Here is an 18,771-nt window from a genome sequence, read left to right as displayed (position 1 = left end):
CAATACGAATCATTTGCAGGTTTAAGCGTGGCAAAAATGTCATGCGCAGTAAGAAAAATCATCAAGTCACTGGGCGGGAGGGCAACCTCGTTGTGTACCGTTCGCTGCCTGGGTGATCAGCGCGGCCAGGCGTTTGACGTTGCTCTGCTGGGCCGCCACCAGATCATCGATGCTCGGCCCCGATGGCGTCTGCAAGGTGCTGCGGCATGTCACCAGGGCGTTATCGCTTTCGCCCAGAGTGCGCAGGCGCCATTTGACATCGATCAGGCCGTACTGACCGGGTATCGAGTCAAAGCGCTGTACATCGAGCCGCACCGACATTTTGCGTCGGGAATTGCTGTTGACCAGTTGATCTTGCAAGGCGCTGCTCAACTCATCCACCAGGCTCGCGGCCCACCATTGGGTTTCCAGGATCGCCAGGCCACTGTTGCCCTGGCGGATGACGATCTGCGGACGATCGACCTGGGGCGGCACGCTGATCGCTTCGATCTGGATATCCGCCACAGCGGACTTCGAAGGGCTGCCCGGTTGGGTCGGGACCAGGGTGTGAAACTGGATCGGGTCACTGCGACAGGCGGTGAGCAGTAGCAGCGCGGCGGCCAAGGTGATCTTCAGCGGAAAAGCCATGGGTAATGCTCCTGTGCTCAATTGCGCGGTGGCGCTTGCAGATCCATTGGTGCGGCATTGTTGGGACGACCGCGCAGCAGCGATTCCGGATGCCGGCCCAGGTAATCCGAGAGCTCGCGCAGTGAGCGTGACATGCGCCCCAGTTCGTCGAGTGTCTGGGTCAGTTGTTCCCGTTGCGGTGAGTCTTCGGCCAGGGTCGAACTCGCCGATTGCAGGGTCTTGCTGACGTCCGCCAGGGTGGTTTGCACGCCGGGCAAGGTCTTGGCATTGAATTGGGCAAGGCCCTTGCGCAGTTCGACAAGGTTGCTGTCGAGGTTGCCGGCAAGACGCTCGATCGGCAGGTTGTTGATCTTGGTGACCATGCCCTCGAGTTTTTCCTGCAACTGCTCGAGGCTGCCGGGAATCGTTGGAATGCTGACGGGACGGGCACTCGGATCGAACGCGACTTTCTCCGCCTTGGGGTAGAAATCGAGCGCGATGTACAACTGGCCGGTCAACAGATTGCCGCTACGGGCCTGGGCGCGCAGACCGTTCTCGATAAAGCTGCCCATCAACCGCACGCTGGCGGCTTCATCATTGGGATCATGATTCAGGGCCTTGAGCATTTTGGCGTGGGCCGTACCGAGGCGTTGCGGGTAGATGAGAATGCCGACATTGACCGGGAAACTGCGCTTTTTCGCATCGTAGTCCAGATTGATCGACACCACTTTGCCGAACTCGATGCCGAGAAACTCCACCGGCGCATCGACTTTGAGCCCGCGCAACGCCTGGTCGAAACGCAAACTCAGGTACTGACCCTTGCCGTGGGGCGGGGCGAGGGCGGTTTGCTGGTCGTCGAACAGGTCGAAGGCTTTATCCTCGCTGGCCGGTTGATCGTTGGGGCTGTATTCCGGGGCGCGAAAGGCAATGCCGCCCACCAGCAAGGACGACAGCGACTCGGTCTTCACCGCAACACCGTTGGCGCCAACGTTGACGTCGATCCCGCTGGCATTCCAGAACCGGGTGTTCTCGGTGACGTAGGCATCGTTGGGCGCGTGGATGAACACTTCGATATTCACCCCTTTGCCGTCGGCGTTCAGGGCATAGGCCACCACCTGGCCGACCGGAATCTTGCGGTAGTAAACCGGCGAGCCGATGTCCAGCGAGCCCAGGTCCTGGGTATTGAGCGTGAAGCGCTTGCCCGGTTCGCCATAGGTGATCGGAGGCGGGTTCTCCAGCCCGGTGAAGGTTTTCGCGCGGGTGTTGGACTGGCCGATATCGGCGCCAATGTAATCCCCGGAGAGCAGGGTATCGATACCCGAAACCCCGCCGGCACCGATACGCGGGCGCACCACCCAGAACTGTGAGTCTTCGCGGGTGAAACTTTCCGCCTGCTTGGCCAGCTTGACGGTGGCGTTGACACTCTTCTGGTCATCGCTCAATGCCACGTCGGACACCACGCCGATCACCACATTGCGGTATTTGACCTGGGTCTTGTTGGCCGTCAGGCCGCTGCCGGTCTTGAAGGTGACGGTGATGGTCGGTCCTTCCTGCATGACCGAGTGCACCACCAGCGAAATCCCCACCAGCACGGCGACGATCGGCACGATCCACACCAGCGATATGCTGAAACGGCGGGTCTTGATTGGGGCATGGCCGGGGGGCTGCGGCCCGTCAGTGGCTTGCGACTTCATCCATGACCTCCTCGTTGGGTGGGTTATTGCGTGCTTTATCCTGCTTGTCCCAGATCAGGCGCGGGTCGAAACTCATCGCCGACAGCATGGTGAACACCACCACCAGGCCAAAGAACAGAATGCCCAGGCGTGGTTCAATATCGCCCAGGGCCTGGAACTTCACCAGCGCCGCCACCAGGGCGACGACAATCACATCAAGCATCGACCAGTAGCCGATGAGTTCGACGAATCGGTACAGCTTCGAGCGCTCCTTGAGCGCCCAGGAACTCCCGCGCTGGACGGTCACCAACAGCATCGTCAGGGCGACGAACTTGACGCCGGGCACCGCGATGCTGGCGATGAAGATAATCAGGGCAATGTCCCAGGCGCCGTGCTGCCAGAAATCCAGGACCCCGGCCATGATGGTGCTGTCGGCGCCGGAACCGAGCATGGTGGTGTTCATCACCGGCAGCAGGTTGGCCGGCACATAAAATATCAGCGACGCCAACAGGTAAGCCCAGGTCCGGGTCAACGAGTCAGTCTTGCGCCGGTGCAGCGGCGCGCCACAGCGCTCGCATTCATGAGAGTCATGGGTAATGTCACAGGCCAGGCCGCAGCTGTGGCACAGGCACAGCTTGAGCTCGTCGGCGAGCGGTGGTCTCGTCATAGGATGTCCCACAGTTCACGGATATCGCGCCCGGCAATGCGGATCATCATCAAACTGAGCACCGCCAGGGCGAACAGACCGATACCGGGCAACACGTCGAGTAGTCCGGCGAGTTTGAACACCGCGACCATGGCCCCCAGCAGACAGACTTCCAGCATGCTCCAGGGCCGCAGGGTTTCCAGCCAGCGCATGCAGAACCGGAAGCCGGGCGAGCGCTGATGCGCGAGGGCGTAACTCAGGACCCAGATCAGCAACAACAGCTGGAACACCGGTGCGATGATCATCGAAATCGCCGCCACCAGCGCAATGAAGGTGATCGGCCCCTGACTGAGGGCCAGCACCGAATCCCAGAGCGTGGCGCTGTTTTTCAGGCCTTTGAGGCTGATGCTCATGACGGGATAGAAATTGGCGAAAATCCACAGGACAGCCGCCGTGAAGCTCAGCGCCAGGCGCTGTTCCACCGAAAGACCGTTATAGCGCTGAAGCACGCCGCCGCAGCGCGTACACAGGGTTTTTTGATGTTTGGCGAGCGTGACTTTTTCATACACGCAGTCGCAGTGCTCGCAGATGATCAGGTGGTCAGTCGTAGCCATAGGCGGCACTCGCCAGGAGACAGGAAATTCAGAGCACCCCCTCAATATAGAAGTGCCTTGCGATTGAGCAAATCGAAAGGTTGAACGAGGCGCTGGGGGCATGATGGCGTAACGAATTAATCAAGCCACCGATGCCCCCCTGTAGGAACCGGCTTGCTGGCGAAGGCGGCCTGGAGCCCTGCACCGCCCTTGAAGACGCCTTCGCCGGCAAGCCGGCTCCTACAGGGGGATGCGGCGGTCATTCGAATGTCAGCCAAGCAATTCGCGCAGGCGATACCAGAACATGCCGAGGGCCAGCAGCGGCGAGCGCAGCTTCCGCCCGCCAGGGAACGTCATGTGCGGCACAGCGCTGAACACGTCGAACCCCTGACTGTGTCCGGCATGGATCGCTTCGGCCAGCAACCTGGCGCACCAGTGGGTCACATTCAGGCCATGGCCCGAATAACCCTGGGCGTAAAACACGTTCGGATGCTGGCTCAAACGCCCGACCTGGGGAAAGCGGTTGGCGGTGATGCCAATCTTGCCGCCCCATTGATAATCAATGCGCACGTCCGACAGTTGCGGGAACACCTTGAGCATTTGTGGACGCATATACGCTGCGATGTCCACCGGGTCGCGCCCGGAATAATGGCAGGCCCCGCCAAACAGCAGGCGTCGGTCCGCCGAGAGCCGGTAATAATCCAGGCCGACTTTCTGGTCGCACAACGCCAGGTTCTGCGGGATCAACCGCGCTGCCACCTCGGGAGCTAAAGGCTCGGTGGCGATGATGTAGCTGCCCGCCGGCAGCACCTTGCCGCTCAGTTTCGGCTCGAGTTCTTCCAAGTGCGCATTGCACGCCAGCACCAGCGTACCGGCGCGAACCGTGCCAGCGGCACAGCGCACCTGCACGGTACTGCCATGAATCAACTCCAGCACCGGACTTTGCTCGAAGATCTGTACGCCGAGGCTATGTGCCAGTCGCGCTTCACCGAGGACCAGGTTGAGCGGGTGCAAGTGTCCCGAGCCCATGTCCACCAGACCGCCGGCGTACACCCCGGAGTCCACCACTTGCTGACGGATCCGCTCCGGCCCCACGAGGCAGATCTGATGGACGTAACCCGATTCGACAAGGCTGCGTTGCTCTGCCTCGAACGCCGCGAATTGCGCCCTGGTATTGGCCAGCTCACAGAAGCCCCAGCGCAAGTCGCAGTCAATCCCGTGTTCGCGGATGCGGTTTCCTACCAGTTCCACCGACTCGATCCCCGCACGCTCCAGGTAACGCACGCCTTCTGCACCAACATGCCGGGCAAAACCGCTGACATCATGGCCGACCCCGCGGATCAACTGACCGCCATTGCGCCCGCTGGCGCCCCAGCCGATCCGTCGGGCTTCCAGCAAGATCACCGAGAGCCCGCGCTGCGCCAGTTCGATTGCCGTGTTGACCCCGGTGAAACCGCCGCCGATCACGCACACATCGGCGACCAGATCCTGGTCCAGCGTAGGGTAGGGCGCCATGCTGTTCGCGGTCGCCGCGTAATAGGAATGCGCGTGTTGGTTATTCATTGGCTGGATTTCACTTTGCTCCAGGAACGGGTCATCAGGCGCATGATCGGCTGGGGCGGGGTGGTCGAGATGTAGAGCTTGTCGAGGACTGCCTGGGACGGGTACACCTCTGGGTTATTCACCAATTCGGCGTCCATGTATTGCCGGGAAGCCGGGTTCGGGTTGGCGTAACCGACCGCTGCGCTGACGTTGGCGATCACGCGTGGATCGAGCAGGTTGTCGATGAACGCATGGGCTTCTTTCTGGTTGCCGGCGTCGGCGGGAATCGCCAGCAAGTCGAACCATAGATTGCTGCCTTCCTTGGGGATCGCATAAGCGATGTTCACGCCGTTCTTCGCTTCCCTGGCCCGGTTCGCGGCCTGGAACACGTCGCCCGAGTAACCGAAGGCCACGCAAATGTCGCCGTTGGCCAAGTCCGACACGTACTTGGAGGAGTGGAAATAGGTGATGTAGGGGCGAATGGTCAGCAGCTTGGCTTCAGCCTTTTTGTAATCCTCAGGCTTTTCGCTGCTCGGGTCCATGCCCATGTAATTGAGGACCGCCGGGAACACTTCATCGGCCGAATCCAGCATCGACACGCCGCACTGGCTGAGCTTCTTCAGGTTTTCCGGTTCGAAAAACACCGCCCAGGAATCGATGCGCTCGATGCCCAGCACCTGCTTGACCTTGTCGACGTTGTAGCCGATACCGTCGGTACCCCACAGGTAGGGTACCGAATACTCATTGCCAGGATCGTTTTGCTCCAGCAACGCCAGCAGTTTCGGGTCGAGATTCTTGTAGTTGGGCAACTGCGAGCGATCCAGCTTGAGGAAGGCCCCGGCCTTCACCTGGCGGGCGAGGAAGTGGTTGGACGGCACCACCACGTCGTAACCGGTACGGCCAGCGAGCAGTTTGCCCTCCAGGGTTTCGTTGGAATCGAATACGTCGTAGATCACCTTGATCCCGGTATTGGCCTGGAAGTCGGCGAGGGTGGTCTCGCCGATGTAGTCGGTCCAGTTGTAGACGCTGACGCTGGGCTGGGCATGAGCCACCGCGCTGAACATCATCGCCAGCGCGACCGGGACCACGGATTTCAATAGACGCATATCGACACCTCTTGGAGTTATTGGATTTTTCAGGCGTTGGCATTCCCCTGTGGGGGGCTTGCCGCGATGGCGGTCTGTCAGTCAACGGTGATGTTGAATGTATTGGCCTCATCGCGGGCAAGCCCGTTCCCACAGGGGAGTGTGATTTCAGAAGCGCAAATTTCAGACGCTGAGCATCAGGAATTCCCGCTCCCAGGAACTGATCACCCGCTTGAAGTTCTCGTGCTCGGCGCGCTTGACCGCGACATACCCGCGCACGAACTTGCTGCCCAGGTAGCGGCCAATGGTCTGGCATTCCTCCATCTGCGTCAGGGCGTCTTCGATGGTGATCGGCAGGCGCAGATTGCGCCGTTCGTAGGCGCGGCCCTGGACCGCGGCGCTCGGTTCAATGCGTTCGACCATGCCGAGGTAGCCGCACAACAGACTCGCCGCAATCGCCAGGTAAGGGTTGGCATCGGCGCCCGGCAAGCGGTTCTCCACGCGCATCGAATCCGGCGTGGAAGTCGGTACGCGCAGGCCGACGGTGCGGTTTTCTTCGCCCCATTCGACGTTGACCGGGGCCGAAGTGTCCGGCAGGAACCGGCGGAAGGAGTTCACGTTGGGCGCGAACATCGGCAGCACTTTGGGAATGTACTTCTGCAGGCCACCGATATGGTGCAGGAACAGCTCGCTCATGGTGCCGTCGGCATTGGCAAAGATCGGTTGCCCGCTGGCGATATCGACCACGCTCTGGTGAATGTGCATGGCGCTGCCGGGCTCATCTCCGATCGGCTTGGCCATGAACGTCGCCGCCACATTGTGCTTGAGCGCTGCCTCACGCATGGTGCGTTTGAACACGGTGATCTGATCCGCCAGATCCAGCGCGTCGCCGTGACGGAAGTTGATTTCCATCTGCGCCGGGCCGTCTTCGTGGATCAAGGTGTCAAGGTCCAGACCCTGCAATTCACACCAGTCGTAGACGTCTTCGAACAGCGGATCGAACTCGTTGGCGGCGTCGATGGAAAACGACTGCCGGCCACTTTCCGCGCGGCCCGAACGGCCCAGCGGGGCCTTGAGCGGCAAGTCCGGGTCTTCACAGCGCTGGGTCAGGTAGAACTCCATTTCCGGAGCGACGATCGGCCTCCAGCCCTTATCCGTATACAGCTGCAGGACTTTCTTCAACACGTTGCGCGGCGACAGCTCGATGGGATTGCCGAACTTGTCGAAGGTGTCGTGGATCACGATCGCGGTCGGCTCGATGGCCCATGGAATCACGTAGACCGCATCGGAAACGGGCTTGCAGACCATGTCGATGTCGGCCGGATCGAGCAGGTCGTAGTAGATGTCATCGTCGACAAAGTCCCCGGTTACCGTTTGCAACAGCACACTTTCCGGCAGGCGCATGCCTCGCTCATGCAAGAACTTGTTGGTCGGTGCGATTTTTCCGCGTGCAATGCCGGTCAGGTCGCTGACGACGCACTCGACTTCGGTAATCTTGTGATCTTTCAGCCAAGTCAGCAGCTGATCGAAAGGGGCATTCATAAAGACCTCGTTATTGGTTTCATTAACGCCGGGGAGGGTGGTTTCATCCACCATCCACTTCCCCTGCGGCGCGTTGGCGACTATCTTGAGCAACCCTTGCCGATCCATCTATCCACTTTCAGCAGCACCAAAACGCACCAAAAGAGTGCGAAAGGTCACCCATGACAGCGTGCAATCCGTTACAAGTCCAAGCTTTCAACACCGCCGATGTGGTCGAGCAAATCCGCGCCACACCCGGTTGGGTCCAGCACTACCAGCAGATGTCGCCGGGGCACTTCGCCGGGCGGGTGCGCTACCTGGACCTGCAAGGCGTGGAAATCTACGAGGAACACATGAACACCCGCGTCGAGCAGAATTTCAGTGCGCCCGAGGGCTCGCTGGCGTTCTGTTTCGATCGCAGCGACAACGCGCTGTACGTATTGAATGAAGAAAGCCGCAACATCTGGATCACCCCAGAGAACTACAAGGAAATTGCCGTGGTGTTCGGCCCGGCGTTTCTCCGGCGGCACGGTCTGAATGTCGCCAGGCTGGAGGGACTGTTCATGGCGCCGCTGAATTCGGGCCAGAACGCGCTGTTCAGCCGCTGGCTGAGCGGGACCCTGACCCGGCTGGCGCAGACGCTCGACCCGCCGAGCAAGGAGGCTCTGACCCAGCAGTTGCTGGAGGACTGCCTGTACATCCTCGACAACGCCTGCGTCTGCCTTGATCGCGGAGGTCTGCGCCGCCGCGCCGAAGAACGTGCGGTGATCAAGCGCATCGGTGAATGGGCGGCCGACGAGCCCGAAGAAACCTTGAACCTGCTCGAGCTTTCCCAAGTGGCCGGGGTGTCCTTGCGCCAGTTGCAGCAGGCGTTCAAGGCCTACACCGGCATGACCCCCCCCCATTGGCTACGTTTGCGCCGGCTCAACAGCGCGCACCGTGAACTGCTCAAGCGCTCGCCCATGGAGACCACGGTGGCCGAAGTGGCGATGCAATGGTCGTTCTGGCACCTGGGACGATTTTCCAGCAGTTACCGGGCGTTGTTTCACGAGTTGCCAAGTGAAACGCTCAAGCGCAGCTGTCGCTGAAATAATGCTCAGCAGGATGAGCTTTATTCGAGATAACACTCATCATGTTGCCCTTTATCGTCTCGGCGATCAGATTTAATACGTGCTATGGTTAACCTTAATAAGGATAACGCTCATCATGGTGCGTATTATGAAAGACTTTTTCCCTGTCTCCTGTGCGGATACCCTCAGCAAGATCGGGCTATTGGTTAAAGCCAGGCGCTTGGCGTCGGGCATGCGCCAATCGGATTTCAAATCGACGCTCGGTATCTCGGAGCATACCCTGCGCAAAATAGAGAACGGCTCGGAATTGGTCGACCTGCGATCTTTTATGCTGGTCCTGTGGCGTCTGGGGATCAACGAGCCGGTTTTCGCCTCATTGGACGGGATTGAAACCACATCGCAGATCACCCGGTATGTCACCGATGAGGATGCTCACCAGAGCATTGCCTCCAAACGCGTGCGGCTGCGTAAACCCAAAGCGGAGGACTTCTGATGTCCCGTGCCTATATATACATGGAGCACCCGGACACCGGAGAAATCCTGACCCTCGGCAGGCTGACCCTGCAGGGGAAGTCCGGCGAATTCATTTATGCGCCCGACTATGTAGAGCGTGGCGCCTGGGTACCCGATCCCATCAACTATCCGTTACGCGCCGAAGCCTATACCGGCATCACCAGGAACCGAGGCATACCGGGTTTCATCAACGACGCCATGCCGGACGGATGGGGAGAGCGCTTGCTTCAGCGTGCCTTCGGTCAAGTGATGGCCCCAATCGATTTTTTGCTCAAGTCCCCGAATAACGACCGAGTCGGCAATCTCATGGCCGGCACAGCGACTGTTCCTACCCATGGCCTGGGAGACAGTTCAGTCCCCACTTTGAAAGGTTTGGCGAAATTCATCGAAGCCTGCGAAGCGGTCTATGACGGACAACTGGATGAACAATCCATCGCCATGCTGAACATCCGCCAGCAACGATCCTCCCTGGGCGGTGCGCGACCCAAGCGAACGTTGCAGGACAACGGGATGCTGATTCTGGCCAAGCCTCGAGACCGGTTTGACGCGTATGATTTTCCCTCGATCGAATATGCCTGCATGACCTTCGCCGCATCCAGGGGTTTGAACGTCGCCAAGACCGCGTTGCATGCCGAAATCCCATCCACGCTATTGATCGAACGCTTTGACCGCACCCCATTGGCCGACGGCGCCAGGCGCATCCCGATGCTCAGTGCTCTGACCTTGCTCGATGCTGAATGGAACGAGCAATATCACCGTGACTGGCGCTATGCCGCTGTGGCCGATGAAATGCGCCGGCGCGGTGTCCCGGACGTCGATCTGCAAGAGCTGTTCAAACGCATGTGCTACAACGCCTTGGCGGGCAACAGCGACGACCACCCGCGAAACCACTCGATCATCTGGCTCGCGGGGCAATGGCGCCTTTCGCCCATGTACGACGTGCTGCCAATTGTCGATGAAGGTCCTGCCCAGGCCCTGGCGATGGCAGTGGGCCGGGATGGCAATCAAATCAGCCGGGGCAATTTGCTCAGTCATCACACCCACTTTGCGCTAACCCGCGAACACGCCGAGCATCTGCTGGATGAAGTGATTGGCTGGGAGGAGGAACTGAAAGATTATTACGCGCAGTGGTTGCAAGGCGAAGAGTTGCAGATGGCACGCGGCGCGGTCAGTAGCGCGCGCATGCGCAAGTAGAAGTTACTGGTACCGGATCAGCTCCGGGCTGGATGATCAGGTCAGCCGATGCACCACATTCAACAAGACACGGGGGCTAAAGGATGGGTAGGGGAGTTGAATCTGACACAGGGCAATGGACGGCTCACATATAACTCAACTAAATAGATGTTTAGTTTAATTATAATTACTGATTATATCCATGACCACTGGCAGGTGGCTTGTCCAATGACTCAAAACAGACGCGACAACCAAATTCCCACCGCTCAAGACGTGATCGCCGCACTCGACTTGCAGTCCCACATGGAAGGTGGATTCTATCGCAGAACCTTCCAGACCGACCATTCCACAGTCGAGACTGCAGGCGGTCATCGTTATTTGATGAGCTCCATCTATTATCTGCTGACCCGCGATTCACCAATCGGACACTTCCATATGAACCGGTCCGATATCGTGCATTACTACCATCTAGGCGACGCGATTCAGTACAGCCTGATCTATCCGGACGGCACGTTGAAATCTGTCGTGATGGGCAACGATATTCTCGCAGGAGAATGTTTACAGCTGCACGTGCCTGGCGGAATCTGGAAAGCTTCGCAGCTGCTGGCTGGAATTGCGGGATACGGGTTGGTCAGTGAAGCGGTTTCACCAGGCTTTGATTATGTGGATATGGAGATGGGCAGTCGGCTGAGGCTTGGCCAGCGGTTTCCTGAGCATTCGATGTTGATTGAGAGGCTGGCACGTGAGTGAGTGATTGATGCCGAAGTTGTCGAGGGTTGGTGGTTAAGTCGATGCGGGTTTGGGTTGAGGGTTGAAGGTTGAGCGGGAATCATCTCCTCAAAATGTGCGTGCAAACCGGGCTGATCCCCAAGCGCATCATTACGTGTAATGTATATTATGTTAAATTTAATATGACCCCGAGAAAGTGGCGTGTACGTCAAAAGCCTCAGCTCTAAGGAGAATGCTTGGAGATCTACCCAGCCCACCCAACCCGTTCTGATTGTCAGTCGGAGCCAGAATGGTACTGCCATAGATGTGGCGCATTGAGGGAGCATCCTCATCGTCGCATGTGACGCTGTTCTGTGGTTTGGTCAGGTGAACATTGGAACACTCAGCGAGTTGTTTCTGGGTCATACTCAGGAGATTTTTAGCCTTTGATACACTCGCTTCGGAACGCGAAGCACCAATGGTTTTGTTGGACTGGTGATGCTTAATACGTAGTCATGGATTCTCGATCCGAAAGCACGTTTTGAAGGCGCTCCAGGTTCAGTCGCTGACACTCCACTTCAGCTTCCTCTCGGGCCTGGTAGGTAGTCTTCAGACGTAGCTTCTCCTCGTTGTCATAGATGTTGAAGCCTATGGGTGCAGTCTTGCAGTAAAAACGCGATCCGTTACGCATTGATCCCGTTTCTGTTGGGATTGCAGGGACAACAACAAATCTCGACATCATTTTCACGCCCTCTCCAAGCACTTCCTAACTATTAGCGGCTATTCGCCACCACAGCAAGTGACCTTCATCAGTTTCCGATGACAAGTGCAAACGGCCTCGGAATGGTTCGGAGCTTCGCAGCTTCGCATCAAGCTGATGTGAGATGCATGGCTCAGCTGGAGATCATCGAGTCGTAAAAAAATCTGCTGCTACGCTGACCGCTTCCACGGAGGAATCACAATGTCGAACGCAGACTTATTCTCTTCCCTACTCTTCAAGATCAATCAAAATCAGCTAGCACTTGAAGCCGCGATCATGAAACTCACGCTCTGGGTCGAGCAGCGCGGGTCAGCGGAGGTCGCCGGCAACGTTCGTGGGGCTTTGGACACAATCTGCAGAAACGAGGAGTTCATCAACCCAACGCTTGCCGTGCTGATGTCCCCGGAGAAGTAGGTTTCGAGTTTGTTAGACTAGCCGGGCCTCCTTGGCCCGAACGAGCGACCTCTTCATTCACGCCACTTCATAGCGCAGCTTAGCTACGTGCATGCGATGACTCGAGCGTGGAATGATTTGAACACAACCTCTCCTCTCACCGCCCACGAGGTCTGCCAGGTGCTGAAGGATGTCGCGCTCGGAAAACATTTCATAATGCGAAGCTCCATCCAGCCATAGAGTGAGGGCCTCCTGGCCCTCCCCTATCTGCTAGGTGCGATTGCCATGACGTTATGGGCTCGCCTGGCCAATCAAAGCCGTCTACGCTTACCTTATGTTGTGGGCGCTTTGGCAATGGCTGCTGCGGGTCTTGTCGCTGCTGCATTGATTGAGCATCCAGTGTTGAAGATTGCCTGCCTCTGTTTAACTGTCGCGAGCATCCTTTCCTTCCAAGCGACGTTCTGGGCAATCCCATCAACCTTTCTCACTGGTCGCGCCGCTGCTGGTGGCCTTGCAATGATTGTCTCAATCGGCAACCTCGGCGGTTTCACTGGCCCCTTCGTGATCGGCCGAATAAAAGACGCCACCCATAGCTATTCAATGCCCTTCTTCGCAGTGGCGGCGATTCTTTTGGTTGGGACATGCTTGATGGTCTGGCTGGGAGATCCCGCTCGACTAAAGCCTGAGAATCACCAAGCAGCCGCTAGCGCTGCCTGATTGGGTCATTACCCGTAGCCCGCCATTTGCTGGACGGGTAATAAAAAGAGCCCGCGCCTAGGGCCGCCACTCGCTTTGTGTGAGGAGATACAGCGATGACATCGCACAACTCCGGGGCCGGGGCCCAGCCCCAGAACCGCACGCCACAATCCATAGGCTTTCTGCTACTGGATAATTTCACATTGATTTCCCTGGCTTCGGCGGTCGAGCCGCTGCGCATGGCCAACCAGCTATCGGGTCGTGAGCTGTATCGCTGGACGACCCTAACGGTCGATGGAGGGCAGGTTTGGGCCAGTGACGGCCTGCAGATCACCCCCGACGCCTCCATGCACAAAGCCCCACCCATGGATGCGATCGTCGTCTGCGGTGGTGTCGGGATCCAGCGCACCGTCACTCGCGAACACGTGTCATGGCTGCAGAGTCAGGCACGTCAGCACCGTCGTCTTGGTGCGGTCTGCACTGGTAGCTGGGCATTGGCTTGCGCCGGTCTGCTCGACGGTTTTGATTGCAGCGTGCACTGGGAATGTCTGGCCGCCATGCAGGAAGCCTTCCCGCGAGTGAACATGAGCACCCGGCTGTTCACCCTCGACCGCAACCGCTTCACCAGCTCCGGCGGCACCGCGCCAATGGATATGATGCTGCACCTGATCAGTCGCGATCACGGTCGTGAACTGTCGGCGGCGATCTCGGAAATGTTCGTCTACGAGCGCATCCGCAACGAGCAAGATCACCAGCGCGTGCCACTCAAGCACATGCTCGGCACCAACCAGCCGAAGCTGCAGGAAATCGTCGCGTTGATGGAAGCCAACCTGGAAGAGCCGATTGATCTGGATGAGCTGGCCGTCTACGTTTCGGTGTCGCGCCGTCAACTCGAGCGCCTGTTCCAGAAGTACCTGCACTGCTCTCCATCGCGGTACTACTTGAAACTACGCCTGGTTCGCGCACGGCAACTGCTTAAGCAAACGCCGATGTCAATCATCGAAGTTGCGTCTATCTGTGGCTTTGTGTCCACGCCGCACTTTTCCAAGTGCTACCGCGAATACTACGGTACTCCGCCACGCGAAGAGCGCTTTAGCTCCAACACCGCGAAACACATAACGATGATTCCGTTGCCGCAATCCCTGGTGCTTTCACCGTTGTCCAGGGCGTTGTCGACGCTCAACGACGCCCGCGACGAATCAACCTTTGCCAGCGTCCGTCTTTAGGATTTGCATCATGCTGATCCGAAAACTTATTTCCTTCCCAAAATGCGGAGCGCTGAAGGGTGACGTATAAACAATATCACTACAGACAGTCGCACCTATCGCAGTAGTGAGTCAACGACACATCGCTTGTATTCTCACCGCCAAGTTCGCCAATCATTAAGGGATGGAGGCGAAAATAGAAGCCCCGAAGACGCGAACCTTCGGGGCTTTGCGTTTTTGCATCACTGTACTGTTACTGGTTACCGCGAATATGACCGCACGACTCGCAGAGTGAACCCGCCTGACTAGCCATCGCATCATAAATGTCGTTGGCTGCCGAGCCAAGGGAAGGTACGGTAACGACGTTTTTCAGTTTGAAAGCCTGGAATCTGTCAGCGGCCCTTTCATGTAAACATCCAATCCAACCGTTTTGGTTCGAACACTCGAATGCCTGACATCAAAGACTCAAGCTCGAACATCTGGTCTCGTCGAGACGAGACCAGGGTGCCAACAGCTCATGCACACACGAGCTTTAACCAAGCGGGATATGCACTCTCAGTCCTTCCTTTGGAAGCTGCCTCAACACAGCCTGCCAAGCTCGCGAAGTGAACGGGGCGACCGACCAGACCTGGCGCATAATGGGCAAATTTCGCAGAATTCGTCATCACGTTCTTGGCAGTCGGCGGGATCACTGGCTCACCAAGCATGCACCAACAGGTGTCATTCACAATTTGGGCGCCGAATCGCTCGATCTCGGCTACATAACCGTTTTGTATCGCCTGTTCGTAAATAGCACGCCCACACGTGATGACCATTGCCGTACCTGGAGCCTTTACGAGGCCTTTGCACAGATTCGCCAGCGTCTGGAATTCAGTCAGTGAGAAATGCGGGTTGCCCAACGACACGATATCAACGTCCGGTTCGCTCGCGCTATTCAGGCTGTCCCAACTTTGAATCAGGTCGACCGGAGCGATAGTCAGCAACTCTAGACCGGAACCCAAAAAGTTAGGTTTATCGACATCCAGTGCTTCTGGCGTTACGCCCGCGATATGAAATAGCGGCGCTCCTGATGTCGTGCCGAAAGCTGCTGAGAATGCTTTCAAGTTGTCCAGGCTTGGAGCAGCGTCCTCTAGCCCAAAAACAACGGGGATACGCTTCCCTGACAACAAGCCGACGTGATAACCAAGGAGAGGATAGAAAGCATCGTCAAGCTCATCAGGTAAAGTCACCTGAATTTTTAACTGAGGTTTCCGGTGTTCGTCTAAATGACATCCGGAAAGGGGCGCTCGCCCAGTAATTGCGATGCAGATATCCAAGTAATCTGGGTACTTCAATGTCCGGGCCGCAAGAACACTATTCGCATACACGACCGCGTTAGACTCAGCCCAGACAATTTGCTCCCCCGCTTTAGGCGCGGATTCGAGCAGGTACGGCGCGCAGGTGTAACTCATGCGCGCTCCCATTGCCATATAGGCAGTTCCCACAGCGCTCGCAGGCTCGCCGAATTCTGGATCTACACCGAGAGTCCTCCATCGACGCTGGTCGACGGAAATCGAGTTAAGCGTCGTAGGAACTACAACCTTGGCACCCCACTCGACAAACTGCTCAGCGAATTTAAGGCTTGCTGGCCCAGTGTAAATGCATCCATCGATATGAGCTTGGGTGACATTAATGAGCTCAGAGGCACCTTGTAAATCGGCCATCCTCAAAACCACCTGCATAGCAACCTGGGCAGCTTTGCCCTGATCACCGGCTAGCATTTTTCGATCTTGTTCTGAAAGAACGATTGGGTATGCCGAGAAGTCGAGCGTGCCGCTGGGCTTGCTAGGTATGAAGCCATCTTGGGGCAGACTACTGAGTGTCCTTACAGACTCGTCGCTAACGCGTACATAAGAGCTACCACGAAGGGATGCGAACGCTTCCTTACCAATGCTGATCACGGGTAAGGAGCGGTCATAGATCATCTCCGCCAGCAATACTCCGAGTGTCAGGATCTCATCCACCTCTGCAAGGATAAGTGCTGCAGGCGCATGGCCGGAACTGATGAGTTCCATCATCACACTGCTTCCAGTGCAAGACCCTCGTCCAGAAGGAATCGCCAGGACACGACCCGTTAAGTTCTTCCCGGCGAGCGGGTGATGCTGGTCGATTACGTCTCCAGTGAATGAATTGACTCCTCCCCAGAAGCTAAGCCCTACGTCAGCAAAAAGCAGTTCGCCCTGTGCAGAGCCGCCAACCAGGCTACGGCCTGGGAGAATCTTATCCTCGTTCGTCATGAGTAACCTCGGCACTCAACGTTACCTTCGGCGCCCAATCGGACGCCGAAGGCCGTCATTTAGCTGTTTTTAGAGTTGACCGGCTGCACGGTGAAAGAGCGCTTCATCTTGTAGAGCGTACCCTCAACCCAAAATCACTTGGTCAGCCAGGACTCAACGGTCGCAGAAGGGAGTAAAAAAGTCTTAATTAGCTTTGTTCTCAACCAAGCAATTGCCTCCATCCACCACGAGCAACTCACCGGTGATGTAACTCGCTTCAGGTGAAGCCAAGAATACAACGGCTGCGGCCACTTCCTCTGGCCGACCCGCTCTGCCGAGAGGTGTAGAGCGTGCTGCTTTGACTTCATCAGGAGTACTCGACCCTGTAGCTATCCAACCAGGGGCAACTGAATTCACAGTGATACCTTGATGAGCAACCTCAAGAGCTAGACTCATGTTCATCCCTACCATTCCGGCCTTTGCTGCACTATAAGCAGCCTCTCCTGGATTGCTGGCTCGTGTGCCGGTGGTTGAGCTGATGTTCACTATGCGGCCATATCCTCTAGCCCGCATCCCAGGCAACACCCCTTGAGTTAACAGGAACGCAGTTGTCAGATTTCTAGCGATGGAAAGATTCCAGGTTTCGAGGCTCGTATTCGTGAACTCGGCGAACGGTTCTGGACTCCCTTGCATCGCCATACCGGCATTATTTACAAGAATATCGATGCGGCCCCAGACGTCCTCAGCCCAAGCGACGAACTCACTAACCTGAGTTTCCTGAGTTAAGTCTACTGGTCGACCCTCTGCTTCGAAGCCGGCGGCGCGTAACTCCGCAACCCGCTCATTGATGCGTGCGCTGCTTGCCGTGACGATCAGCTTGGCCCCTTGAGCCCCAAGACGATGGGCAACAGCCATACCGATTCCCAGCTCACTGCCCGCTCCACTCACAAGCGCCACTTGATCTGCCCAGCTTGAATTCATCATCCTTGCCTCTGTTGAAGGTTTGCGAATCACGCGAATGGAGATGTAGCAGATAGCCGGAAACGCCGGTTGAGTATTTGGTCGCTGACTTCGCCACGCCCATAAAAAAGGGCCCTTCCGGGCCCTTTTGTACTCAAACCAAAATCACTTAATCAGCCAGAACTCGATGCTATCGGAACCGTATTTCGCCTTCCATTCCTTCAGAGTCTTGTGGTTGCCCCCCCTTGTCTCAACGACTTCGCCGGATTCCGGATTTTTGTAGACCGTCACTTGGTGAGGCTTGAGGTTGCGGCTTCGGACTCAACAGCTGGAGCACGAAGGCAGCCAACTTGTGGATCAGGCCAGTTGATCACGTATTTTATTTGGCGACCACCCACACCCAAGTTGCGGAGATAGGTCTAGGCAACATGCCTTTCAGTAGGTTTGAGACCAATCGCGAGTCGCCTTGCACATCCCACGCCCCATGCCAAAGCACGAGTCATTGACTCACCTGGCCTGGAATCAACTGCCTCTTCATGCAAAGCCATGCCGCTCGCCGCATACACTCCGATGAACATCTGCGTGTTTCCCGTGGGCGACAGCCTCACTTGGACATCAATGACGGTTCCGTCGTCTAACGTTTCATCGTGTGTTCGATTGTGAAGCGCCGGATCAGCCCATTGCCAAAACACATCCCCACGAATTCGCATACTCGCCCTCCTACGACTTTAGTCTTACATGCCGGAGAACTCACCATAGCGCAGAGAAGCAGGGACGCCACGGGTTGCTTCAAGTTTGAATGCTGAATCCGATGACTGGCCGCGATTCCTGTACACGGTTAGTCATTCTGCATAGGATCTGATGGAACTTACCCCCTGAGCAACTCAACCAACTGGGCATGCAACGCAGGATCACCACAAGCAACAATTGCTCCGCCATGCTGAGCAGTGCTCCCATCCCAAGCGGTAATTTCTCCACCGGCACCTTCGACAATCGGAATCAGTGCTTGTACGTCATATGGCTGGAGACTGGCCTCGATAATCACATCAACGAAGCCTGACGCGAGCATGCAGTACGCATAGCAATCACCGCCGAAGCGAACCAATTGCGCCTGACTAGCCACAGATTGGAAAGCGTTTCGAAGCACTGGTGTGTTGAACATATCTGGCGTGGTGCACATCAGTGTTGCTGAGGAAAGACCTTGGCACGAGCGCGTCCGTAGCGTCGTCCCATTGAGCCATGCACCATGTGGAGTTCCAATGTAGCGCTCCCCAGTGAATGGCTGGTTCATTACTCCGAACACAGGGCGCTGACCATTGTTTAGAGTCAAAAATGAGCAGGGCTTTCAGCGCCCAACGTCCTGCACAGCGTT

At 57.2% G+C, this 18,771-nt stretch carries 17 protein-coding genes and 2 pseudogenes; 7 read left to right on the top strand and 12 right to left on the bottom strand.

The features are described from left to right. Positions 1-66: 66 nt before the first annotated feature. The 7 genes from J2W17_RS05580 to J2W17_RS05550 all read right to left on the bottom strand — a co-directional run bounded on the left by J2W17_RS05580 (position 67) and on the right by J2W17_RS05550 (position 7,687). Positions 67-627 carry a PqiC family protein gene (locus J2W17_RS05580; RefSeq protein ID WP_307330449.1) on the bottom strand — a complete coding sequence of 187 codons (561 nt, stop codon included), beginning with the start codon at positions 625-627 and terminating at the stop codon, positions 67-69. Positions 628-644: 17 nt separating this feature from the next. Next, a complete protein-coding gene (locus J2W17_RS05575) occupies positions 645-2,300 on the bottom strand; it encodes a PqiB family protein (protein WP_307330446.1) in 1,656 nt (551 codons plus the stop codon). Continuing rightward, a complete protein-coding gene (locus J2W17_RS05570; RefSeq protein ID WP_307330443.1) occupies positions 2,281-2,946 on the bottom strand; it encodes a paraquat-inducible protein A in 666 nt (221 codons plus the stop codon). The genes J2W17_RS05575 and J2W17_RS05570 overlap by 20 nt, the downstream gene beginning before the upstream one ends. Then, positions 2,943-3,539: a paraquat-inducible protein A gene (locus J2W17_RS05565; protein WP_307330439.1), complete on the bottom strand. Its 597-nt coding sequence runs from the start codon at positions 3,537-3,539 to the stop codon at positions 2,943-2,945. The genes J2W17_RS05570 and J2W17_RS05565 overlap by 4 nt, the downstream gene beginning before the upstream one ends. A gap of 249 nt (positions 3,540-3,788) precedes the next feature. Next, positions 3,789-5,081 carry an NAD(P)/FAD-dependent oxidoreductase gene (locus tag J2W17_RS05560; RefSeq protein WP_307330436.1) on the bottom strand — a complete coding sequence of 431 codons (1,293 nt, stop codon included), beginning with the start codon at positions 5,079-5,081 and terminating at the stop codon, positions 3,789-3,791. Next, entirely contained in the window at positions 5,078-6,166 is a 1,089-nt protein-coding gene (locus J2W17_RS05555) for a polyamine ABC transporter substrate-binding protein (RefSeq protein WP_307330433.1), read from the bottom strand. Before J2W17_RS05555 ends, J2W17_RS05560 begins: the two co-directional genes overlap by 4 nt. Positions 6,167-6,328: 162 nt before the next feature. Continuing rightward, positions 6,329-7,687, bottom strand: coding sequence for a glutamine synthetase family protein (locus tag J2W17_RS05550; protein WP_307330430.1), 1,359 nt, complete (start codon positions 7,685-7,687; stop codon positions 6,329-6,331). 161 nt (positions 7,688-7,848) lie between these two features. On the opposite strand from J2W17_RS05550, the gene J2W17_RS05545 reads away from it, so the two are divergent. The 7 genes from J2W17_RS05545 to J2W17_RS05515 all read left to right on the top strand — a co-directional run bounded on the left by J2W17_RS05545 (position 7,849) and on the right by J2W17_RS05515 (position 14,205). Next, a complete protein-coding gene (locus J2W17_RS05545) occupies positions 7,849-8,754 on the top strand; it encodes a helix-turn-helix domain-containing protein (RefSeq protein ID WP_307330426.1) in 906 nt (301 codons plus the stop codon). A gap of 118 nt (positions 8,755-8,872) precedes the next feature. Further along, positions 8,873-9,229: a transcriptional regulator gene (locus tag J2W17_RS05540; protein WP_307330423.1), complete on the top strand. Its 357-nt coding sequence runs from the start codon at positions 8,873-8,875 to the stop codon at positions 9,227-9,229. Beyond that, a complete protein-coding gene (locus J2W17_RS05535) occupies positions 9,229-10,443 on the top strand; it encodes a type II toxin-antitoxin system HipA family toxin (RefSeq protein WP_307330420.1) in 1,215 nt (404 codons plus the stop codon). The genes J2W17_RS05540 and J2W17_RS05535 overlap by 1 nt, the downstream gene beginning before the upstream one ends. A gap of 207 nt (positions 10,444-10,650) precedes the next feature. Next, positions 10,651-11,172 (top strand): cupin domain-containing protein, encoded by a 522-nt coding sequence (locus J2W17_RS05530; protein WP_307330418.1) that lies wholly within the window; start codon positions 10,651-10,653, stop codon positions 11,170-11,172. A 919-nt stretch (positions 11,173-12,091) separates the two neighbouring features. Then, positions 12,092-12,304 (top strand): hypothetical protein, encoded by a 213-nt coding sequence (locus J2W17_RS05525; RefSeq protein ID WP_307330416.1) that lies wholly within the window; start codon positions 12,092-12,094, stop codon positions 12,302-12,304. Between the two features lie 264 nt (positions 12,305-12,568). Beyond that, the gene (locus tag J2W17_RS05520) at positions 12,569-13,000 is read left to right on the top strand and encodes an MFS transporter (protein WP_307330413.1); all 432 of its coding nucleotides are present in this window, start codon (positions 12,569-12,571) and stop codon (positions 12,998-13,000) included. A 95-nt stretch (positions 13,001-13,095) separates the two neighbouring features. Then, positions 13,096-14,205 carry a GlxA family transcriptional regulator gene (locus tag J2W17_RS05515; protein ID WP_307330410.1) on the top strand — a complete coding sequence of 370 codons (1,110 nt, stop codon included), beginning with the start codon at positions 13,096-13,098 and terminating at the stop codon, positions 14,203-14,205. A 494-nt stretch (positions 14,206-14,699) separates the two neighbouring features. Here J2W17_RS05515 and lhpI read toward each other — a convergent pair whose 3' ends face one another. The 5 genes and pseudogenes from lhpI to J2W17_RS05490 form a co-directional block, all read right to left on the bottom strand. Beyond that, positions 14,700-16,460, bottom strand: coding sequence for a cis-3-hydroxy-L-proline dehydratase (lhpI, locus tag J2W17_RS05510; RefSeq protein ID WP_307330406.1), 1,761 nt, complete (start codon positions 16,458-16,460; stop codon positions 14,700-14,702). Positions 16,461-16,643: 183 nt separating this feature from the next. Then, entirely contained in the window at positions 16,644-17,420 is a 777-nt protein-coding gene (locus J2W17_RS05505; protein WP_307330989.1) for an SDR family NAD(P)-dependent oxidoreductase, read from the bottom strand. 144 nt (positions 17,421-17,564) lie between these two features. Further along, positions 17,565-17,791 (bottom strand): annotated as a pseudogene (locus J2W17_RS05500) (transcriptional regulator); the annotation flags it as partial. A gap of 27 nt (positions 17,792-17,818) precedes the next feature. Then, a complete protein-coding gene (locus J2W17_RS05495; RefSeq protein WP_307330401.1) occupies positions 17,819-18,109 on the bottom strand; it encodes a hypothetical protein in 291 nt (96 codons plus the stop codon). Positions 18,110-18,267: 158 nt separating this feature from the next. Beyond that, positions 18,268-18,723, bottom strand: a pseudogene (locus J2W17_RS05490) (inositol monophosphatase family protein); the annotation flags it as partial. Between the last annotated feature and the right edge of the window lie 48 nt (positions 18,724-18,771).

Source organism: Pseudomonas lini (assembly GCF_030812475.1).
GTDB classification, from domain to species: Bacteria; Pseudomonadota; Gammaproteobacteria; order Pseudomonadales; family Pseudomonadaceae; genus Aquipseudomonas; species Aquipseudomonas lini_A.
The sequence above is the reverse complement of the archived record's forward strand: the minus strand, read 5'-3'. Positions and strand labels throughout refer to the sequence as shown.

Bases quoted from the DNA above. Each gene is read 5' to 3' on its own strand.
- J2W17_RS05495 (WP_307330401.1), bottom strand. From the start codon at position 18,109: ATGCGAATTCGTGGGGATGTGTTTTGGCAATGGGCTGATCCGGCGCTT.
- J2W17_RS05540 (WP_307330423.1), top strand. From the start codon at position 8,873: ATGGTGCGTATTATGAAAGACTTTTTCCCTGTCTCCTGTGCGGATACC.
- J2W17_RS05520 (WP_307330413.1), top strand. From the start codon at position 12,569: ATGACGTTATGGGCTCGCCTGGCCAATCAAAGCCGTCTACGCTTACCT.
- J2W17_RS05535 (WP_307330420.1), top strand. From the start codon at position 9,229: ATGTCCCGTGCCTATATATACATGGAGCACCCGGACACCGGAGAAATC.
- J2W17_RS05555 (WP_307330433.1), bottom strand. From the start codon at position 6,166: ATGCGTCTATTGAAATCCGTGGTCCCGGTCGCGCTGGCGATGATGTTC.
- lhpI (WP_307330406.1), bottom strand. From the start codon at position 16,460: ATGACGAACGAGGATAAGATTCTCCCAGGCCGTAGCCTGGTTGGCGGC.
- J2W17_RS05580 (WP_307330449.1), bottom strand. From the start codon at position 627: ATGGCTTTTCCGCTGAAGATCACCTTGGCCGCCGCGCTGCTACTGCTC.
- J2W17_RS05570 (WP_307330443.1), bottom strand. From the start codon at position 2,946: ATGACGAGACCACCGCTCGCCGACGAGCTCAAGCTGTGCCTGTGCCAC.
- J2W17_RS05545 (WP_307330426.1), top strand. From the start codon at position 7,849: ATGACAGCGTGCAATCCGTTACAAGTCCAAGCTTTCAACACCGCCGAT.
- J2W17_RS05575 (WP_307330446.1), bottom strand. From the start codon at position 2,300: ATGAAGTCGCAAGCCACTGACGGGCCGCAGCCCCCCGGCCATGCCCCA.
- J2W17_RS05565 (WP_307330439.1), bottom strand. From the start codon at position 3,539: ATGGCTACGACTGACCACCTGATCATCTGCGAGCACTGCGACTGCGTG.
- J2W17_RS05515 (WP_307330410.1), top strand. From the start codon at position 13,096: ATGACATCGCACAACTCCGGGGCCGGGGCCCAGCCCCAGAACCGCACG.
- J2W17_RS05550 (WP_307330430.1), bottom strand. From the start codon at position 7,687: ATGAATGCCCCTTTCGATCAGCTGCTGACTTGGCTGAAAGATCACAAG.
- J2W17_RS05530 (WP_307330418.1), top strand. From the start codon at position 10,651: ATGACTCAAAACAGACGCGACAACCAAATTCCCACCGCTCAAGACGTG.
- J2W17_RS05505 (WP_307330989.1), bottom strand. From the start codon at position 17,420: ATGAATTCAAGCTGGGCAGATCAAGTGGCGCTTGTGAGTGGAGCGGGC.
- J2W17_RS05560 (WP_307330436.1), bottom strand. From the start codon at position 5,081: ATGAATAACCAACACGCGCATTCCTATTACGCGGCGACCGCGAACAGC.
- J2W17_RS05525 (WP_307330416.1), top strand. From the start codon at position 12,092: ATGTCGAACGCAGACTTATTCTCTTCCCTACTCTTCAAGATCAATCAA.